This is a genomic window from Nocardia exalbida NBRC 100660, from assembly GCF_000308575.1.
In the GTDB taxonomy this organism is placed as follows: Bacteria; Actinomycetota; Actinomycetes; order Mycobacteriales; family Mycobacteriaceae; genus Nocardia; species Nocardia exalbida.
On the sequence record NZ_BAFZ01000099.1, the window covers coordinates 59,287 to 76,354 of the forward strand.

At 67.6% G+C, this 17,068-nt stretch carries 16 protein-coding genes; 2 read left to right on the plus strand and 14 right to left on the minus strand.

Annotated features, from left to right (window positions below; translation table 11 throughout):
- Positions 1-369 precede the first annotated feature (369 nt).
- Positions 370-1,824, minus strand: a complete 1,455-nt coding sequence (locus ON29_RS23500) for an MFS transporter (RefSeq protein WP_040869703.1) — start codon at positions 1,822-1,824, stop codon at positions 370-372.
- A 71-nt stretch (positions 1,825-1,895) separates the two neighbouring features.
- On the opposite strand from ON29_RS23500, the gene ON29_RS23505 reads away from it, so the two are divergent.
- Positions 1,896-2,378 carry a MarR family winged helix-turn-helix transcriptional regulator gene (locus tag ON29_RS23505; protein ID WP_040869541.1) on the plus strand — a complete coding sequence of 161 codons (483 nt, stop codon included), beginning with the start codon at positions 1,896-1,898 and terminating at the stop codon, positions 2,376-2,378.
- A gap of 53 nt (positions 2,379-2,431) precedes the next feature.
- Here the strand turns inward: ON29_RS23505 and ON29_RS23510 are convergent, their stop codons facing one another.
- The 10 genes from ON29_RS23510 to ON29_RS23550 all read right to left on the minus strand — a co-directional run bounded on the left by ON29_RS23510 (position 2,432) and on the right by ON29_RS23550 (position 12,209).
- Positions 2,432-3,016, minus strand: a complete 585-nt coding sequence (locus ON29_RS23510; RefSeq protein WP_040869542.1) for an NADPH-dependent FMN reductase — start codon at positions 3,014-3,016, stop codon at positions 2,432-2,434.
- Positions 3,017-3,093: 77 nt separating this feature from the next.
- Positions 3,094-3,465 carry a hypothetical protein gene (locus ON29_RS23515; protein WP_040869544.1) on the minus strand — a complete coding sequence of 124 codons (372 nt, stop codon included), beginning with the start codon at positions 3,463-3,465 and terminating at the stop codon, positions 3,094-3,096.
- A gap of 11 nt (positions 3,466-3,476) precedes the next feature.
- On the minus strand, positions 3,477-3,953 hold the full coding sequence (locus ON29_RS23520; protein WP_245549078.1) for a roadblock/LC7 domain-containing protein: 477 nt from the start codon (positions 3,951-3,953) through the stop codon (positions 3,477-3,479).
- Positions 3,950-4,780, minus strand: coding sequence for a hypothetical protein (locus ON29_RS23525; protein ID WP_083864025.1), 831 nt, complete (start codon positions 4,778-4,780; stop codon positions 3,950-3,952). Before ON29_RS23525 ends, ON29_RS23520 begins: the two co-directional genes overlap by 4 nt.
- Positions 4,770-5,129, minus strand: a complete 360-nt coding sequence (locus tag ON29_RS23530; RefSeq protein WP_083864035.1) for a hypothetical protein — start codon at positions 5,127-5,129, stop codon at positions 4,770-4,772. Before ON29_RS23530 ends, ON29_RS23525 begins: the two co-directional genes overlap by 11 nt.
- Before the next feature lie 516 nt (positions 5,130-5,645).
- Positions 5,646-7,595, minus strand: a complete 1,950-nt coding sequence (locus tag ON29_RS23535) for a vWA domain-containing protein (protein WP_040869548.1) — start codon at positions 7,593-7,595, stop codon at positions 5,646-5,648.
- A 25-nt stretch (positions 7,596-7,620) separates the two neighbouring features.
- Positions 7,621-9,015 carry an ATP-binding protein gene (locus tag ON29_RS23540; RefSeq protein WP_040869549.1) on the minus strand — a complete coding sequence of 465 codons (1,395 nt, stop codon included), beginning with the start codon at positions 9,013-9,015 and terminating at the stop codon, positions 7,621-7,623.
- A gap of 285 nt (positions 9,016-9,300) precedes the next feature.
- Positions 9,301-10,902: a hypothetical protein gene (locus tag ON29_RS36575; RefSeq protein ID WP_051175519.1), complete on the minus strand. Its 1,602-nt coding sequence runs from the start codon at positions 10,900-10,902 to the stop codon at positions 9,301-9,303.
- Positions 10,903-11,145: 243 nt separating this feature from the next.
- The gene (locus ON29_RS36080) at positions 11,146-11,301 is read right to left on the minus strand and encodes a hypothetical protein (RefSeq protein ID WP_157172875.1); all 156 of its coding nucleotides are present in this window, start codon (positions 11,299-11,301) and stop codon (positions 11,146-11,148) included.
- Positions 11,302-11,570: 269 nt separating this feature from the next.
- Positions 11,571-12,209, minus strand: coding sequence for a TetR/AcrR family transcriptional regulator (locus ON29_RS23550; protein ID WP_040869550.1), 639 nt, complete (start codon positions 12,207-12,209; stop codon positions 11,571-11,573).
- A gap of 113 nt (positions 12,210-12,322) precedes the next feature.
- On the opposite strand from ON29_RS23550, the gene ON29_RS23555 reads away from it, so the two are divergent.
- The gene (locus ON29_RS23555; protein WP_051175521.1) at positions 12,323-13,765 is read left to right on the plus strand and encodes a cytochrome P450; all 1,443 of its coding nucleotides are present in this window, start codon (positions 12,323-12,325) and stop codon (positions 13,763-13,765) included.
- 49 nt (positions 13,766-13,814) lie between these two features.
- Here ON29_RS23555 and ON29_RS23560 read toward each other — a convergent pair whose 3' ends face one another.
- The 3 genes from ON29_RS23560 to ON29_RS23570 form a co-directional block, all read right to left on the minus strand.
- Positions 13,815-14,987 carry a phage tail tip lysozyme gene (locus tag ON29_RS23560; RefSeq protein ID WP_040869551.1) on the minus strand — a complete coding sequence of 391 codons (1,173 nt, stop codon included), beginning with the start codon at positions 14,985-14,987 and terminating at the stop codon, positions 13,815-13,817.
- Between the two features lie 182 nt (positions 14,988-15,169).
- On the minus strand, positions 15,170-15,580 hold the full coding sequence (locus tag ON29_RS23565) for a hypothetical protein (protein WP_040869712.1): 411 nt from the start codon (positions 15,578-15,580) through the stop codon (positions 15,170-15,172).
- A 448-nt stretch (positions 15,581-16,028) separates the two neighbouring features.
- The gene (locus tag ON29_RS23570) at positions 16,029-17,045 is read right to left on the minus strand and encodes a sterol desaturase family protein (RefSeq protein WP_245549079.1); all 1,017 of its coding nucleotides are present in this window, start codon (positions 17,043-17,045) and stop codon (positions 16,029-16,031) included.
- Positions 17,046-17,068 lie beyond the last annotated feature (23 nt).

Below are 17,068 nucleotides of genomic sequence, written 5' to 3' on the forward strand. Positions count from 1 at the left end.
GGCACACGGCACACGGCACACGGCACACGGCACACGGCACACGGCACACGGCACACGGCACACGGCACACGGCACACGGCACACGGCACACGGCACACGGCACACGGCACACGGCACACGAGGATTCGCGCACGCGCCGACCCAACACACCCGCTCACCAAGGGAGTGGGGAGAACTCCTCACAAGCACGAACGAAGCCGTCGGCAGGTGAGCCGGAGGCCATACCGGTGCCCCACTAGCAGCCCGCAGAAACGATTACTGCCGGAGTCGCCACTCGCGCACAGCCGCTTCCCGCTGGGACCCGTGGTCACGAACCCGGGTACCGACCCCGCTGAACCCCGGGATCGGTACCCACCGGAACGACAGTCGTCAGGAATGCCCGATGGTGGTGGCCGCGTCGGCGGTCTTCCGCATCGGGATCAACGCGGTCAGGCCGATCGCGACCAGCGCCGCCACCATCGCGATGAGGAAGGTGGTGTGGAACCCGTCGCGCGAGGGCAGCAGGTGCGGGCCCAGCTGCATGGTCATGTGCGCCAGCACCACGCTCATCACCGCGGCGGAGGTCGAGGTGCCGATCGAGCGCATCAGCGAGTTCAGGCCGTTGGCCGCCGCGGTCTCGGTGATCGGCACCGCGCCCATGATCAGCGCGGGCATCGCCGCGTAGGCCAGGCCGACACCGCCCGCGACGATCACCGCGGCGAGCATGATCTCCCAGACGCTGTTCATCAACACCACCGCGCACAGGTACCCGACCGCGATCACCGCCGATCCGAGCGCGAGAGTGACCTTGGGACCACGGCTCGCCGACAGCCGCGCCGACACCGGCGACAGCAGCATCATCACGAAACCGGTCGGCGCCAGCGCCAACCCGGCGCTGATCATGGACAGCCCGAAGCCGTATCCGGTCCGCTCCGGCGCCATCAGCAGCTGCGGGAAGGTCAGCGACATGCCGTAGAGCGCGAAGCCGACGGCGATCGAGGCCGCGTTGGTGAACAGCACCCGCGGCCGCGCCGAGACCCGCAGGTCCACCAGCGGTGAACGCTGCCGCAGTTCGAAAACGCCCCAGCCGAGGAACACCACCAGAGATACCGCGAACAGGATCAGGATCGGGGCGCTGGCCCAACCCCAGTCCGCGCCCTTGGTGATCGCGATCAGCAGCGCGAGCAGCGCCACCGACAACCCGATCGCACCGCCGAAGTCGAATCGGGCGGGTGTGCGCACCGGCGACTCCGGCACCCACACGAAAACCACGGCGGCGCACACGACGCCGAGCGCGGCGGAAGTCCAGAACAGCACGTGCCAGTTCGCGTTCTGCGCGATGGCCGCCGCGACCGGCAGCCCGATCGCGCCGCCGACGCCGAGCGTGGCGCTCATGATCGCCATCGCGGAACCCACCCGCTCGGCGGGCAATTCGTCCCGCATGATGCTGATGCCCAGCGGAATGGCACCGACCGCCGCACCTTGCAGCGAGCGGCCGACGATCTCGGGCAGCAGCGTGGAGAACGACGCGCAGACCACCGAACCGGCAACCAGCAGAAGCAGATTGGCGAACAGGACGCGGCGCTTGCCGAACATGTCGCCGAGACGGCCGCTGATCGGCGTCGCCACCGCGCCCGCGAGCAGCGTGGCGGTGACGACCCAGGAGGCGTTGGACGCGGAGGTGTGCAGCAGCGTGGGCAGCGCCGGAATGATCGGGATGACCAGTGTCTGCATGAGCGAGACGACAACACCGACCATGCCGAGCGTCGCGATGAGCAAGGCCGGCGCGGGGCGCCGGTCGCTGGAATCAGAGACGGTCGAAGACGCGTCGGTGGTTACTGTCACGTATGTACGGTACATATGGTGTGTATGCTGCACAATTTGGTATCGGCGTGATCCTCGCGACATAGTGGGGCATGTCCGATTCCGGTCCCGGCGACGACGCAGCGCTGAGCCGCCTCACCTTCGAGCTCTCGCTACTGTCGAGGCACTTTCCCGCCGCGCTGCTACGGCGCCCCGGCTTCCAGCTCGACCGCTCGGCGTATCTGATCTTGACCAGGCTGGAACTGGACCATCCGCTGAGTCTGCGCGAGCTGGCCGAAGCGTTCCGGTTGGACATTTCCACGATCAACCGGCAGGTCGCAGCGATGCTCAGGCAAGGGTTGGTCGACCGGGTGCCCGACCCCGACGGGGGCATCGCCCGCAAGATCCGCGCCAGCCCGAAGGGGCTGGAGTCACTTGCCTCCGACCGCGTGCAGAGCCGCCAAGGCATCGGTGCCGTGGTGGCCGACTGGACCGAGGCCGACATCGATCAACTCAGCAAGCTCATCGCACGCTTCAACCAGTCGGTCGAGGACAAAGAGCACAATCCGTGGCCACGCCCGTCCGATCTCGCGTGACGAACGGTCACTTACCGAGCACAGCCCGGCGGAGCGAACCGAAGTGTCGAACGTCAAGCGGTATAAGGATGTTCGGCTCGCGCCGACCGCAGCGCACGCCCCCACCAGACCAGCTGGCCGAGCAGTTGATCGGCGGCTGACACCGGCATCTCCGGATCCGTCGGCTGCCCTGCGGAGTCGAACCGCCTGCCCGCATCGTGAAAGCTCACCGTATCGCGCACGGTGACCGCGTGCAGTTCGGCGAACACATGCCTGAGGTGCTCGACCGCACGCAGGCCACCGGAGATCCCGCCGTAGGAGACGAATCCCACCGGCTTGGCCCGCCATTCGGTGTAATGCCAATCTATGGCGTTCTTGACCGACGCCGGATAGCTGTGGTTGTACTCGGGCGTCACCACGACGAAAGCGTCCGCCGCTGCCAGCCGGGGGCCCACCGCTGCCAGCGCACGCGCCGCCTCGGGCCCGGGATGGTGGGAAAGCTGTTGCGGCAGGGGTGTTTCGGCCAGATCGACGACGTCGACGGTGACGTCGTCGCGCCGGTCGGCGTGTTCGGCGAACCAGGTGGCGACGGTCGGGCCGAAGCGGCCCGTACGGGTGCTGCCGACGATCACGGCGAGCCGAATCAGGTGGTCGGACATGGTGGTTCCCTTCGACGCGTGCGTTGCACACAACAGCGTCGGACCTGAACCACGCTTCAGGTCAAATCGAGCGCCGATCAGACCTCCAGGTCCTCCTCGATGCCCTTCAGGCGGTGCCTGGCCATCGCCAGATTCGCCCGGCCCCGGTCCAGCGCCAGGTAGAGGAACAGGCCCTTGGACTTGCGGCCGGTCATCGGCCGGATGATGTGGTACTGCCCGGACAGCGTGATGAGGATGTCCTCGATGTCCTCCTTGAGCCCCAGCTGGTCCATGGTCCGCATCTTGGCGCGCACCACCTCGGTGTTGCCCGCGCCCGCGACCTGGAGGTCCAGGGACTTGGAACTGCCGAGCATGCCCAGCGCCATACCGCTGTTGTAGTCGACCACGGCGGCGCCGATCGCGCCGTCGATCACCATCATGTCTTTGAGGGCCAGATCCATAGTGGACATAAGTGTTCCTTTCAGTGGGTTTTCGTTGTCTGTTCGCTTCGTGCGTCGGTCGCCACCGGCGTCAGCAAGTCGGCGATCGCCCGCGCCGCCGGACGGGATTCCAGATGCAGCCTGCCGATGTTCACCTCGGGGGCGGCCAGGACGGTCAGCGACGTCCAGCCCGCCGCGTAGATGACCACGTGCCCGCTGGTGCCGTGCACCACCACCTCGCTGAACCCGCCGCCGTGTGCAGTGGTGGCCAGCCGGTGCGACAGCGACAGCTGCGAGGCGGCCATCGCCGCCATCCCGTTCGGCTCGATCTGCGCAGGTAGATCGTGGGCGACGAGCAGCCCGTCGTTGGATGCCACGAGCGCGCCGGTCAGCCGAGGGACGCGATCGCGCAGGGCCTTCAGCTCCAGCAGCACCGCCGCGTTCGGTTCGGGTCCGGACATCGCCACCTTGGTCAACCTTCCCATCACATTGCCGAGCAGTTTCTTCCGCGCGGTCACGCGAGCTCCTCCAAAGCCGCTTGCAGGCGGACGAGCAGGTCCCGGTCCGGCGGTTCCGAACGCTCCGCGACGGGGACCGGCGCCGAGTGCCGCCCACGGCGTCTCGGAAGCCGGCCCGGCTCGGCGCTCAGGGCTGCGACCGCCACGGGCTCGTCGGTCACCGGTTCGGGTGCGACCCGCCGGGCCGCCACCGCGACGGACGTGCCGGCGGGCGGCTCGATCAGCCCCGCGGCGGTCAGATCCCGCACCGCGACCAGACATCCATAGGTGGTACGGCCCAGTTCGCGGCCGATCCCCGCGACACTGCGCCGCGCGTCCGCGGCGGCCAGCACCTCGGCCTGCCCCCCGGTGAGCACCAGACGGCGCCGCCGCACCCGGCGCACCGGCACGACCGGGACCCGATCGACCAGGTCCGCGGGCCACGGCCCGGACTCCGGATCGCCGCGCCGCGCGCACTCCTGCACGAGAGCCCGCGGCGTGATGTGGCAGACCGGGGCCAGCCAGTGCGGTGGGGCCGGACGGAACTCCGGGACGGCGGGCGAGGCCAGCAAGAAGTAGGCGGCATCGAAAACCGACAGCATGGCGAGCGTTTCCAGCCGCGGCCGCCCCAGCACACGGCCGGGATCGCCCGCCCCCGCGCGCCGCCAGTCCTCGGCGGTCGCCACGCCCGCCTCGACAACCAGCCGGTCCAGTCCCGTGGTGCGGCGGCAATCGGCGGAAACGATCGCGCCCTCGGCGAGGTGAAACGCACCGTCGCCCGCGCGCAGCACGCCCGTACGTCCTTCCTTCTCCAGCCGCCGCAATTCGACCGCGAGTTCAGGACTCATCGGTGTCCTCGGCCAATTCATCGAGAATTCCGCGCAGCTGATATCGCGCCATCGCGAGATTCCCGGTGTCCTCGTCGAACAGCACGTGCACGAAAAGCCGTCCGTCGAAGTCGCCGTTCACCAGGTTCAGCAGATGGTATCCGTGGGTTCCGCAGACGATGATCTCGGTGACGTCGTCACCGTCGCCGCCGCTCGACAATGCCGGGCAGGCGAGCACCGCGCGCACCACATCCGTTGTGGCGGCGGCATCTTCGTGCTCGTCCAGCACCTCGTGCCTGCCGTCGGCGGCGATCGCCAGACCGCTCGCGCCGTCCACCAATGTCACACTGCGCGCACCGGGAATATCCATGATGCGTTTCAGACAACCGTCGATACCGATCACGCGCCACCACTTGTCATGTGAGGGGTTTACGGTTTCCAGACGCTACACACGCGCACCGCACGATGTACAGCAAATTGGGGAGAAATTTCCGGTAAAAAACATTTCCCCTGGCAGTGCGGAATAAATACCTTTCGGTATTCAATACCTATTGGTATTCAATACCCGTCGGTTTTCGATCTCGACACGCCGACCCGGCCACAATAAATCCTCGATACGGCCGCTCGACTGCTCCGGTGCCACATACGCGACACGCCTGCGACTGTGCACGCACGGGCAGGCACCACCGGAACCGCACGCCTCCGCCGCCCTGGGGCGCGCACGGAGGCATGCCATGCCGGGGAGACCGGCGCAGCGGGCAGTCATCTCGCAGCAATTACAAGATCGGCGATACACCCGCTCGAAGGACCGGGCGGCTACACCGGACGAAATCAGTCGGCGGTGAGGTAGGGCCGCCCCCTCCCTGTCCGCAGCGTCGGTCGCGCCTTACGCCTTACCGCGCAGGTAATCGCTCACCACGGCGGCGCCGAGACCGTCCAGATCAGGCATCACCACGCGGCCGCCGCTGCGGCGGGCCATCAGGTCGACGAACGCGGCCAGGCGCGGGTCCTCCCCGAGCATGAACACCGTCACCGACGCACCCAGCTTGGCCAGGGCGTCGACCTGAGCCATCGTCACGGCCAGCGTGCGCTGCGCGGGTGGCCAATTGAAGTACGTCTCGCCGTCCGGCTCCAGATGAGCGGTCGGCTCGCCGTCGGTGACGACCAGCACGATCGGCACCGCGTCCGGATGCCTGCGCAGGTGCCCCGCGGCGAGCAGCAGAGCGTGGTGCAGATTGGTGCCCTGCTCCCAGACGCCTTCCAGCGCGGTCAGTTCGCCGATGTCCACGGTCGTCGCGTGCCTGCCGAAGGTGATCACGCTCAGCGCGTCGGAGCGGAACCTGGTGGCGATCAAGTGGTGCAGCGCCAAGGCGGTGCGCTTCATCGGCACCCATCTCCCGTCCTGCACCATCGACCAGGACGTGTCCACGCACAGCGCGACGGCAGCCCTGGACCGCTGCTCGGTCTCCATGATCTCGACATCGGAAACGTCCAGCCGCACACCACGTTTGCCCGTCGACGCCGACCGCAGCACGGCATTGCGGATGGTCCGAGACACATCCCACGGCTCGGTGTCGCCGAACCGCCAGGCCCGGGAACCGCCGGTCGGCTCACCCGCGGCGCCCGCCAGGGCCGTGTCCCGTTCACCGCGACGGGATCGCAAGCGGCCGACGACGTCACGCAGCGCCACCTCGCCGAGCCGGCGCAAAGCCTTGGGCGTCAGCCGCAGTGAGCCGTCCTGCGCCCGCTCGAAGATGCCTTGCCTGCGCAATTCGCGCTCCAGTTCGGCCAGCCGGGCGGCATCCACGCTCGCGTCCGCACCGAGGTGGCGGGCCAGCGCGTCCAGGTCGATGTCCTCCAAACGCGCACCGGCATAGGACTGGCCGAGCTGCTCGGCGAGCGCGTCGAGTTCGGCGAGATCTTGCAGGGCTTGCGCGCCTTCGCCGAGGCCGAGCGGGTCGTCGCCGCGGAACCGCCGCCCGGAGTTCCAGTCCTCTCCGGGACGCAGCGCCCGCAGATGCGCGTCCAGCGCGGAGACCTGCTGGGCGATCCCCGGATCGCCGAACGCCTGGCCGATCAGCTCGGACAGCTCCGCGCGCTGCTGCTCGGACATCGAGTTCATCATGCGCTGCGCGGCGGCGGCGCGGGCGGCGAGCGCGTCGATCAGTTCCTCGGTGTCGCGCGGGTTCTCCGGGAAGAATTCGCCGTGCTCGGCCATGAACTCGGCGAACCGCTGCTCGGTGTCCTCCCCCCTGGCGTGGGCGGCCAGCAGGTCGTTCAGGTCGGCCATCATCCGCCGGACCCGCTCCACATCCTGCGGAGTGGTGTTCTGCAACGCCTGTTTCATGCCCTGGAAGCGCGATTCCAGCAGCTCGCGGCCGAGCAGGTCACGGATCTTCTGATAGTTGTCGCGGCCGGTCTCCGACCGCCAGGGGTACTCGGCGAGCTCGGTGACGGCGGCGGCCGGGCTCGACGGCAGTGCGTCCAGCTGCGCTTCGGCGAACCTGGCGTCGTCGGACGGGTCGGGGAACAGGGCGCCGCGCTCGGCTTCCAATGCCTCTTCCAGCAGTTCCCTGACCTGTTGCAGGGTGCCGTCCAGCCGGTGGCTCCTGGCGATCTCCGCGCGGCGCTGCCACAACCGGCGCGTCAGCTCCTCCAGCCCCGGCATGGTGCCGGTGCCGCGCCGCAACAGCTCTTGCAGGGCGTTGCGCGGCGAACTGCCCTCCATGACGTCGCGACCGATCCGGTCCAGCGCCTCCCGCAGGTCCAGCGGGGGCGCCAACGGATCGGGCCCCTCGTGATAGGGGCCGTAGGAGTAGCGGTCGGGGGTCGTCACGACGCCTCGCCGGGAACGACGGCGGTCATCGGCCGTACACCGCCGAGCCGTCGTCGGAGTCCTTCGCGATCTGACGGGCCAGGTACAGCGCCTCCAGCGCGAACTCGACGGCCGAGGCGATCCGCGGCGGCGGATCGGCCGCGTCGACGCCGAGCCGCTCGGCGACTTCGTGCAGCACGGGCAGTTCGGGCAGGGCCGAGAGGACTTCCTCGCCGGGGACGCGTTCGCCGGTGGTGACCAGATGCCCGTCGCCGACCGCCTCGGCCAGTGGCCGCAGGTTCAGGCCGCCCAGCAACGCCCGCGCCGTCTCGGAGAACGAGCGGCGCAGCAGGTGGGTCAGATGTTCCTGCTCACGCCCCTCCTCACCGGATTCGAACTCCAGCTTGCCGCGCAACACCGCGGGAACGGACTCGAGGTCGACGGGCCGCGCCACCGCGGGACTCTCCCCCGTCACCGCCGACCTGCGCAGCGCCGCCGCCGCCACCGTCTCGGCCGCGGCGACGGCGAAGCGCGCGGACACCCCCGAGCGCTGGTCGATCGCGGACGACTCGCGCAGCTGCCGCACGAACCGGGCGAGCACCTCGATCAGCGGATCGCCCACCTCGGCCACCAGTTCGGCCTCCTGGCGCACCAGCGCCACCTCGGCTTCGACGCTGAGCGGATAGTGGGTGCGGATCTCCGCACCGAAACGGTCTTTCAGCGGTGTGATGATGCGGCCGCGGTTCGTGTAGTCCTCCGGGTTGGCGGTGGCCACGAGCAATACGTCCAGCGGCAGGCGCAGCGTATAGCCGCGGACCTGGATATCGCGTTCCTCCATCACGTTCAGCAGCGCGACCTGGATGCGTTCGGCGAGGTCGGGCAGCTCGTTGATCGCCACGATGCCGCGGTGCGCGCGCGGGACCAGACCGAAGTGAATCGTCTCGGGATCACCGAGACTGCGCCCCTCGGCCACCTTGACCGGGTCGACGTCACCGATCAGGTCGCCGACGGAGGTGTCGGGCGTGGCGAGCTTCTCGGCGTACCGCTCCGAGCGATGCCGCCACGCGACGGGCAGGTCGTCGCCGAGTTCCGCGGCCAGCCGCCGACCGGCCGGGCTGATCGGGTCGAGCGGGTGTTCGCCCAGCTCGGCGCCTGCGATCACGGGCGTCCATTCGTCCAGCAAGCCGACCAGGGAACGCAGCAGCCGGGTCTTTCCCTGGCCGCGCTCGCCGAGCAGCACGACGTCGTGCCCCGCCAGCAGCGCGCGTTCCAGCTGCGGCACCACCGTCCGGTCGAACCCGACGATGCCGGGCCAGGGGTCGCCGCCGGAACTCAGCAGCGCGAGCAGGTTCTCGCGGATCTCGGTCTTCACGCCACGCGGCAGATAGCCGGCCGAACGCAGGTCGCCCGCGGTCGTGGGCAGGTGTGCGGGAACTTTCACGAATTCGACGCTACGTCCATTTCGCCATCGGGTCGACCGGGAAACGAGCGCGGGACGCCGGCCGACCGGCACGCTATCGGCCCGGCGACGAAGGAACGCACCCCTTCGGCTGCCCGATTCGGGCACCGGCCCACCGTCACCCGAACCGTCGAGCCCATCGGAGTCGGGACTCCCACAGCAGAAAAGCCCCTGCGTGAGGGGCTTTTCTCGAATCCGGGGATCAGCCGTCGACCGATCCGCAGGACTCGGCGAAGCTACTCGCAGCTCCCGAAGAGACGAGCCGGACTATCGGGTGGTCAGCTGAGGTTCGCTGATCGCGCGCGGCGCTGTAGCGGCGGACATGTCGTCGGCATCGTGCGCGATCGGTGATCCGTTCGCCGCCACGACCGAGGTGACCGGTTCCATCCGCGCCGGGCGATCCATGTCGTCCGCACCGGGTGCGTAGTGCTGGACCACGCCCGCGTCGAGCGGCTCCAGCGCACGGACATTCGATTCGGGGTGCGTCTCGGCAGTCTCCGAGTCGTGCTCCCCATCGGCCCCGCGCGCCGTAACCGCCTCCGCCACATCATCGGCGACCGACGCCTCTGCGGTCTCCCCTGGCACGCCGTGCTCGTCGGCCGTCTCCGTGACGTTCGGTGCGGGCGCGGCAGCGGCGGGGTCCTCCACCGGTTGCTCGCCGGGCTTGCTGAATCGAATCCGGTTGAGCGTCTGACGCACCGCCGCGGCCAATCGCGCGTCCAGCACGGCTTCGTCCGCAGTGGCCTCGACAGGCGCTTCCGAACCGCCCTCCGCGACGGGAGCCCGTCCGACCGCGGGAAACGGTGTCGTCGCCAGCCACAGCTCGGTGAGTTCCGGAGCGGGCGCTGAGATCTCGGCGGCGGGCTGCCCCGCTGCGGCCGGAGAGCCTTGTTCGTGCTGCGTAGCGTCGGGGCGCTGTCCCGCAACAGCCGTGCCCTCTGGAGCGGAGGCAGGCTGTGGCGCAGCGGCGGGTTGCGGAACGGTCGGCGTGGGCTCCATGAGAATGCTGGGCAGGATCTGGTTTCCGGCTCCGCCGACCTGAGTGAGCGCCGCCAGTCGTTCCTGGAGATCTTCGTGATCGGGCACGGCGGCGGTCGCTTGCTCGATCGCGCGTCCGTATCGCTCGGCGACGAGCCGGTGGGTGACGAGCGCGACACCGATCATGATCGGCGCGATCGCGTGGATGCCGATCCCGGCCATGTCACCCGTCCGGAAGTACGGGAACGTGTTCAGCGCGATACTCGCCGTCAGCAAGACGCCTTCGACGGTGTAGACCTGCCACAGCCGATCGATCACCCCCCACTCGGCGGTATCCCCGGTGGACAGCATCAGCGCGACGAGTACCGCGCTGATCAAGGCTTCCAGTCCATACGACAGCCAGAACATCGGATTCGTCGCGCCGCCGGTCGGCGCGATGTTCTGCTGGACGGTGACCGCGGAGAACAGCATCGAGAACGCGACCACGCCGGCGAGCAGCCCCAGCACCCGCGGCTTGCGCTGGTGCAGGCGAGCGACTTTCGCGTGCGGGCTGCTGCTGTGGCGCTGTTCACCGATCGCCTGCGCGGCCCGCAGCAGATCGGCGGCCTCGCGTTCGGCCAGCTCGGCGGCTGTGCGCCGCACGCGCTCCGCGGCATCGGCGGCCGCCTGGATACGCGCCCGCTTCTCGTGGCGTTCGTAGTCGCGCACGAGCTCGGCCAACTCGCGGGAGGCGGCGAGCTCACGCTCCGACAATGCTTCCAGCAGTGCCGGATCGTCCTGGTGGGCCAACCGCTCATGCGCGATCTGCACCCGGTCCGGCAGCGCACCGGCCACCAGGTCATCCACCGGCGGCGCACCCGTGGGCGCGTTGGTCGTGAAACGACGGAACATCAGCAAAGAACCTTTCCGACGATCGAGTGTTCCAGACGCAGCGCGCCAGAGCTGCCTCGGCCGTCGACCACTACCGCCGAACCGGACGATCGACCCGGCCCAGACGGAAAAGATAACCCGTCATCGAAATCCGTTCGACCCGACGAGCAAACAGGGCCGAATGGAGTACACCGCCGGGCAGCGGGACGAACCGCCCAGCACAGAACTCGGGCCACAACGCGGACCCGCTCTCGGAGTCCGTGCTCAGTAGCCTTTCGGCGAACGGTTCGGATCTGCCTGCTGAACCTTCGCTTGCAGGTCGTGGCCGTCCCGTGAAACACCGTACCGTTCCATGACATAGTTCATGCCGGCGGCGACATCGGCCACCGGGTCGTGAATGTTGCTGGAGGTTCCGGCCACGTGACAGGCCTGGAAGGTGCCGGGGATGGTCTGCGTAAGTCCCCTGGACGCCCGTCCGGCGGCGGCGGATCACATCGGGATGGTAAGGGTTGGCCCGCAATCCGGCCTCGGCCCGCCGCACCGGCCATCGCCTCCTCGGTGCAGCCGGGGGGAACGTCTCCGAAGTTTCTGCCCGACAACCCTCTTCCGCCATCCGGCCACGAGTCGAGAAACATGAGCCCGCCTTTACACCGGCTGCGCAGACCGTCGCCGCTTATGGCGGAGCGAGCTCACGAGCGGGTGTAGTCCCCGAGATAGTGCCCGGCGAGGATGTCGCCGAGACGGATCGTCTGATCGATGAGACCGGGGATGTCTATCGCGACGGCGCCCGCCCGCCAAGCGCTGGTCAATTCCACGAACCCGCCGACAGCCATCAGGGCCGTGCGATGAAACTCCTCCCTGTCCACCCCGGCACGCAGATAGGGCTCGAGGCCCGTCGCCAGCAAGTCGGCGGCGACTAGCACCAGATCGTGGCGGCGCCGTTCCAGTATCGCGCTGCCCGCGTGATCACCGAAGAGAACCTGGCTGCGACGGGGATCCTCCGCGAAGCCGAGGACCACCGCCTCGACCGCGCGATGCAGCACCTCCAGCGGCGGCGATTCGCGCCGGTCACCGATCGCGGCGACCAGAGTGGCAGTCGTCTCGTCCCGCACGTGGTCCCAGGCAGCGGCGAGCAGTTCTTCCCGATCGGCGAAACTCTCGCGAAAATACCGATCGTTCAAGCCGGCTCGGGCGCAGACGCTACGCAGGCTGACCGCCGCCCAGCCGCTGTCCGCCCAGACATCGATCGCGGCGTCGATCAATCGTTCGCGGCGGGCTGCCCGGCGCGCCTCGACAGTCCGGCCGCCCCAGGTAGATGGGCTGGTCATGACTCCATCTTGACAAGCACCCGCTCGGTGCGCGTCAATTGGTGACGGAACGTCACCAATTTGTGGCGAGCCGGATCGCTTCGAACCTTCGCAGCGCCGCGAAAGGACGCCACATGCACGCCGGAATTCGCCGCAGGCTCCAGGAGTACGCCGCCGACTTGGCGGATCGCTATCCCGCCCGGACGACCGCGCTCGCCGAACCGCCGGCGGGAAGCAACCTGCTCCCGGTGCTGGGAGATTCGGGAGCGCCGTTGATCGGACACTCGCTACGCGTCTACAGCGATCCGATCGCGTGGGGACGCAACGCCTTCGAGAAGTACGGCGAAGTGTCGTGGACGAACCTCTTCGGCCGCCGAGCGGTCAACGTACTCGGCCCGGCAGCGCTGGAAGTCGTTTGGAGCAACAAGGACAAGGTCTTCTCCAGCGAGAAGGGGTGGGAGTACTGGATCGGGCCGTTCTTCCGGCGCGGCATCATGCTGCTGGACTTCGATGAGCACCTGCACCACAGGCGCATCATGCAACAGGCCTTCACCAGGACGCGGCTGATCAGCTACCTCGACCTGATGCGGCCGGGCATCGAGCGGGAACTCGGGTCCTGGCGCCCGGAGCCGGGATTCCTGTTGTACGACAACGTGAAACAGATGTTGCTCAACCTCGCGACCGAGGTCTTCGTGGGTGCGAAGCTCGGGCCGGAGGCCAAGCGGCTGGAGCACGCCTTCGAGCACACCGTGGTCGGCGGGCAGGCGTTGATCCGGGCATCGGTACCCGGCGGCACCTGGTCGCGCGGACTGCACGGCCGAGCGCTGCTCGAGCAGTACTTCCGCGCCCAACTGCCCGCCAAACGCGCCGGCGACGGCTCCGACTTGTTCAGCGTGCTGTGCCACGCCACGAGCGACACCGGGGAGACCTTCACCGACGACGACGTCGTCAACCACATGATCTTCGTTTTGATGGCGGCACACGACACCAGCGCCGTCACGCTGTCCATGCTCACCTACCTGCTCGGTAAGAATCCGCACTGGCAGGAGCGGCTGCGCGCGGAAGCGATCGCGCTGGGCAAGGAGCATCTCGACTACGACGACTTGGAGCGGCTGCCTTCGCTGGACCTGGCATTCAAGGAAACACTGCGGATGTACGCGCCCGCGGGTGTGTTGATGCGTCAGGCGATCGCGGACACCGAAATCCTGGGTCGCTACGTTCCGGCCGGCACCGACATCATCATCGGCGCGTACCCCTCCATGCGATTGGCCCGGTGGTGGCCCCGCCCGGACGAGTTCGATCCGGAGCGCTTCGCCGAGCACCGCCGCGAGGACCGGATTCATCGATATGCCTGGTCGCCGTTCGGCGGCGGCGCGCACAAGTGCATCGGCCTGCATTTCGGGGGCATGACCGTGAAGTCGATCATGCACCGGATGCTGCTGCGGTACGAGTGGAGCGTCCCCGTCGACTACCAGGTGCCGCTCACCTGGGGCACCGGCCCGACACCCGACGACGGCCTCCCGATCAATCTGCGGCCTCGGCACGCGCACATCTCGACGTTCTCGACGGCATCGTGAAGAGTCTCGGCTCGGCCGGAACCGCAATGCGGGTCACGCCCTGCCTGCCTCAGACGGCGTTGGCCGCCTGAGCGTTGTTCCACTCCGTCAGCAGCCCAGCCGCGTATTCGCGTCGGCTGTTGATCGTGGATCCGGAGCTTTTCTCGTAGTACCGGTCGAAGGCCTCCGCCACCGCACGGGGGTCGCCCCTGTTCGAGTCGATGAGGTTTTCGGCCTTCTGGTAGGAGCTTCCGCCGCGCAATTCCTGAACCATGTAATCGATATGGGTTCTCCAGTCACCGATGTTCTCGCCCGGCCGGTTGGCGAACTCCTGCAAGCCCGCGTGGCGCCCGAATCGCCACTGGAACAGGCCGTGGGCCGATCCGCTGTCGCCCGTGGCCCCGACGTTGAACCCCGACTCGAACTTGGCGTTGGCGACGATTCCCGCTGCCTGCGCGGGAGTGAAGCCGTGTTCCTCGATGAGGTAGCGCATGATCGCCATCGCGGTGGGCTTCTCTCCACTGGGAATGATCGCGGTGCCCATCGAACCGGAGCTGGGGGTCCACGGGGTGCTTCCGTTGTACCCGGAGGTGGGGTACGACACCGGCTGAGCGCCGCCGCTGTTGGTGTTGGTGTTGGCGTTGGTGGGGGTGAAACTCGGCTCGTCGCCGCGAATATTCAGCGCCTCGGCAGCTGCCTTGTCCGAAACGGACCTGACCTGAGTGTATGTCGTGTTCAACGTATCCCAGACACCCTCGAACAGACCGTTGACTATGTCTCTCGGCAGTTCCTTCTGCACGTTGCCGTTCTCGTCCGTCACCGGCTTGCCGTTTTTGTCGGTCACCGTCCGTACGGCGTTGTGAGAAGCATCGATCTTCGCGTTGAGTTCCCCGACCGAGGTATCGATGGCACCGTAGGCCTTCGTCACGACATCGCCGACCCCAGCGGTTTTCACGACGATGCCGTCGTCCTTCCGGTGGATGCCCGAGGTGACCTTCTGCACCTCGTCTTTGTGATCGCTGTATTTGTCGATCATCGTCGACTGATCCTCGGGTTTGACGATTCCCTCATCGCGCAGCAGCTGACGCAGATCAGGAGCCTTGGACGGCGTACCCGAGCCCAGCAGCTCGACCTGGGTTTGAATCATGCCCTCGGCCACCGTGAACAGAGCTTTCAAACCTGCCGGTGCGCAGGCGGGAAGCTCGTGCAGATCACCCAGCCGCTTGGTGCCGTTGGGGCTCATCGGCACCTCGCTCTCATCCAGACAGACAACGCCGACACACCTCGACACGTCGATTATCGAATGTCCCCGGATGTGGGAACGGCTGCCATACCGCGCTGACCGAACCGGCCGGCGCGGTATTCCCGAACACCAACGCAATCTCAGGGATTCACTCGGCGAACGGCAGCGTGTGGCCACACCTTTCACGCGGCGTGCAGAGCCGCGGCCACCTTGCGGGTCATCTCGTTGACGACAGGGCCGGGCTGACCGCTGCGGCTCGTTGCCGCAGCGGCTTCGAGGGCGACCAGCACGGTGGTTCGGAAGTTGTCGGCCTCGGCGCGATCCTGCTGGTCGAGCAGAGCCACCGCGGCGGCCAGAGCCGGCAGCACCTGGTCGGCGAGTTCGGCGACGGTCTTGCCGGTCAGGTGGATGTCCTTGGACTTCGCGTTCAGCACATGCCCGACCCGCCCGGTCGCCGACGTCAACGCGATAGAGCCCGCGGTGGCGGCCTTGTGGGGCCTGTCGGAGGCGGCGGCGAGCAAGGAGACCGCGCCGTAGGCGGCAGAACGGACAGTGGCCTTGTCCTGGTCGGTCAGGGTGAGGGTGGCGGACATGGTGTGCTCCTTCGGAATCTGTTGTGACACTGACCCGGATCCGGCGTCGGTCCGGGTCTGTTTTGTTCGATGGGCATACTTTGTCCGGTGCGGCTGACAGCGCACTGATGCCGACCTGACACGGTCACTGACACAGCGTCCGGCCCCTCACCCCACGGTGACGAGCACCCATACCGATCCAGTCGGCCGCTCCATCCGCCAACACACCGAACCGCCACGTACCGCACCGACAGAACCGGCCGGAGCGCAGCACCGGAGAGACGACCGAGCCCCCACCCGGACCCCGGTTGGGGGCTCGATGAAGTCGCTACCAGCAGCGATGCAGGCGCTGCCCTACTTTCTCACAGAGGCGGATCAGACGTTGAAGCGGAACTCGGCCGAGTTCCGCAGCGGAGTAGCGTCACCGTCGAAGAACAAGTAGCGCCTTCTCGAGGCTTATTTCAGCAGTTCAAGGCGTGGCGACGCCGGGCACGCCGGCTGAGCCGGTCGCTTGGGTCGGCTGTGGCTGCCAGCCGGGACCCCGGAACAGGAAGCCGAGCTTGTCCGAGAATTTCGCCGTGTTCTTGACGTCCTGCCACATCGCGACTATCTCGCTGGCGTTGATCTTTGCGATGTTGTAGGTGTTGACGTTCTTGGTGAGGCCGTAGATCGCCCGCTCGCCCTCCGGCTCGAAGGAGCCGAAGATGCGGTCCCAGATGATGAGCACGCCGCCGTAGTTGCGGTCGAGATATTCGGTGTTGGAGCCGTGGTGCACGCGGTGGTGGCTCGGCGTGTTCAACACGAATTCGATCGGCGTCCAGAGTTTGTCGATGACCTCGGTGTGGATGCCGAACTGGTACAGCAGGTTGATCGCGTAGGAGGCGGCGATGATCCTGCCATCGATTCCCGACAGTGCCAGCGGCACAAGGAACGGCAGGGACGTGACAACCAGCCAAGGCGTACGTAGTGCCGTGGTGAGGTTGAAGCTCTCGCTCGAGTGGTGCACGACGTGGACGGACCAAAACGCCCGGATCTCGTGATGCGCGCGGTGAAACCAGTAGTAGGCGAAGTCGACCCCGATAAGTGCGACGGCCCACGCAACCCAACCCTCGAGGTGCCACGGCACCAGCGAGGAAACAGACGCGAAGATCGCGAGTTCCGCCAGCGCCCATGGAATGTTGAGGAGTTGGTACCCCAGGCCGGCGACGATGGAGGTAGCCGAGTCACGGTAGTCGTACGGCTTGCCGCGACGCGCGAGATACGCGAACTCCGCCGCAACGGCGACGATGAAGACCGGAATTGCCAGCCAGATCAGCATGGTCGAGACGTCCATGCCGGACCTCGCATACGCAAGTCGGGGAATGACGATCACTACGGCAGCCGCGCCCAGTCCCGCGAGAAGCACTCCATAAGCCGAGATGAGCCTGGTACGGCGGGCTCGGAACTTCTCCCGCCACGCCTCGGCGGTCGATTTCATGCCACTCATATGTGAATCGTCGTCCGGAGCGG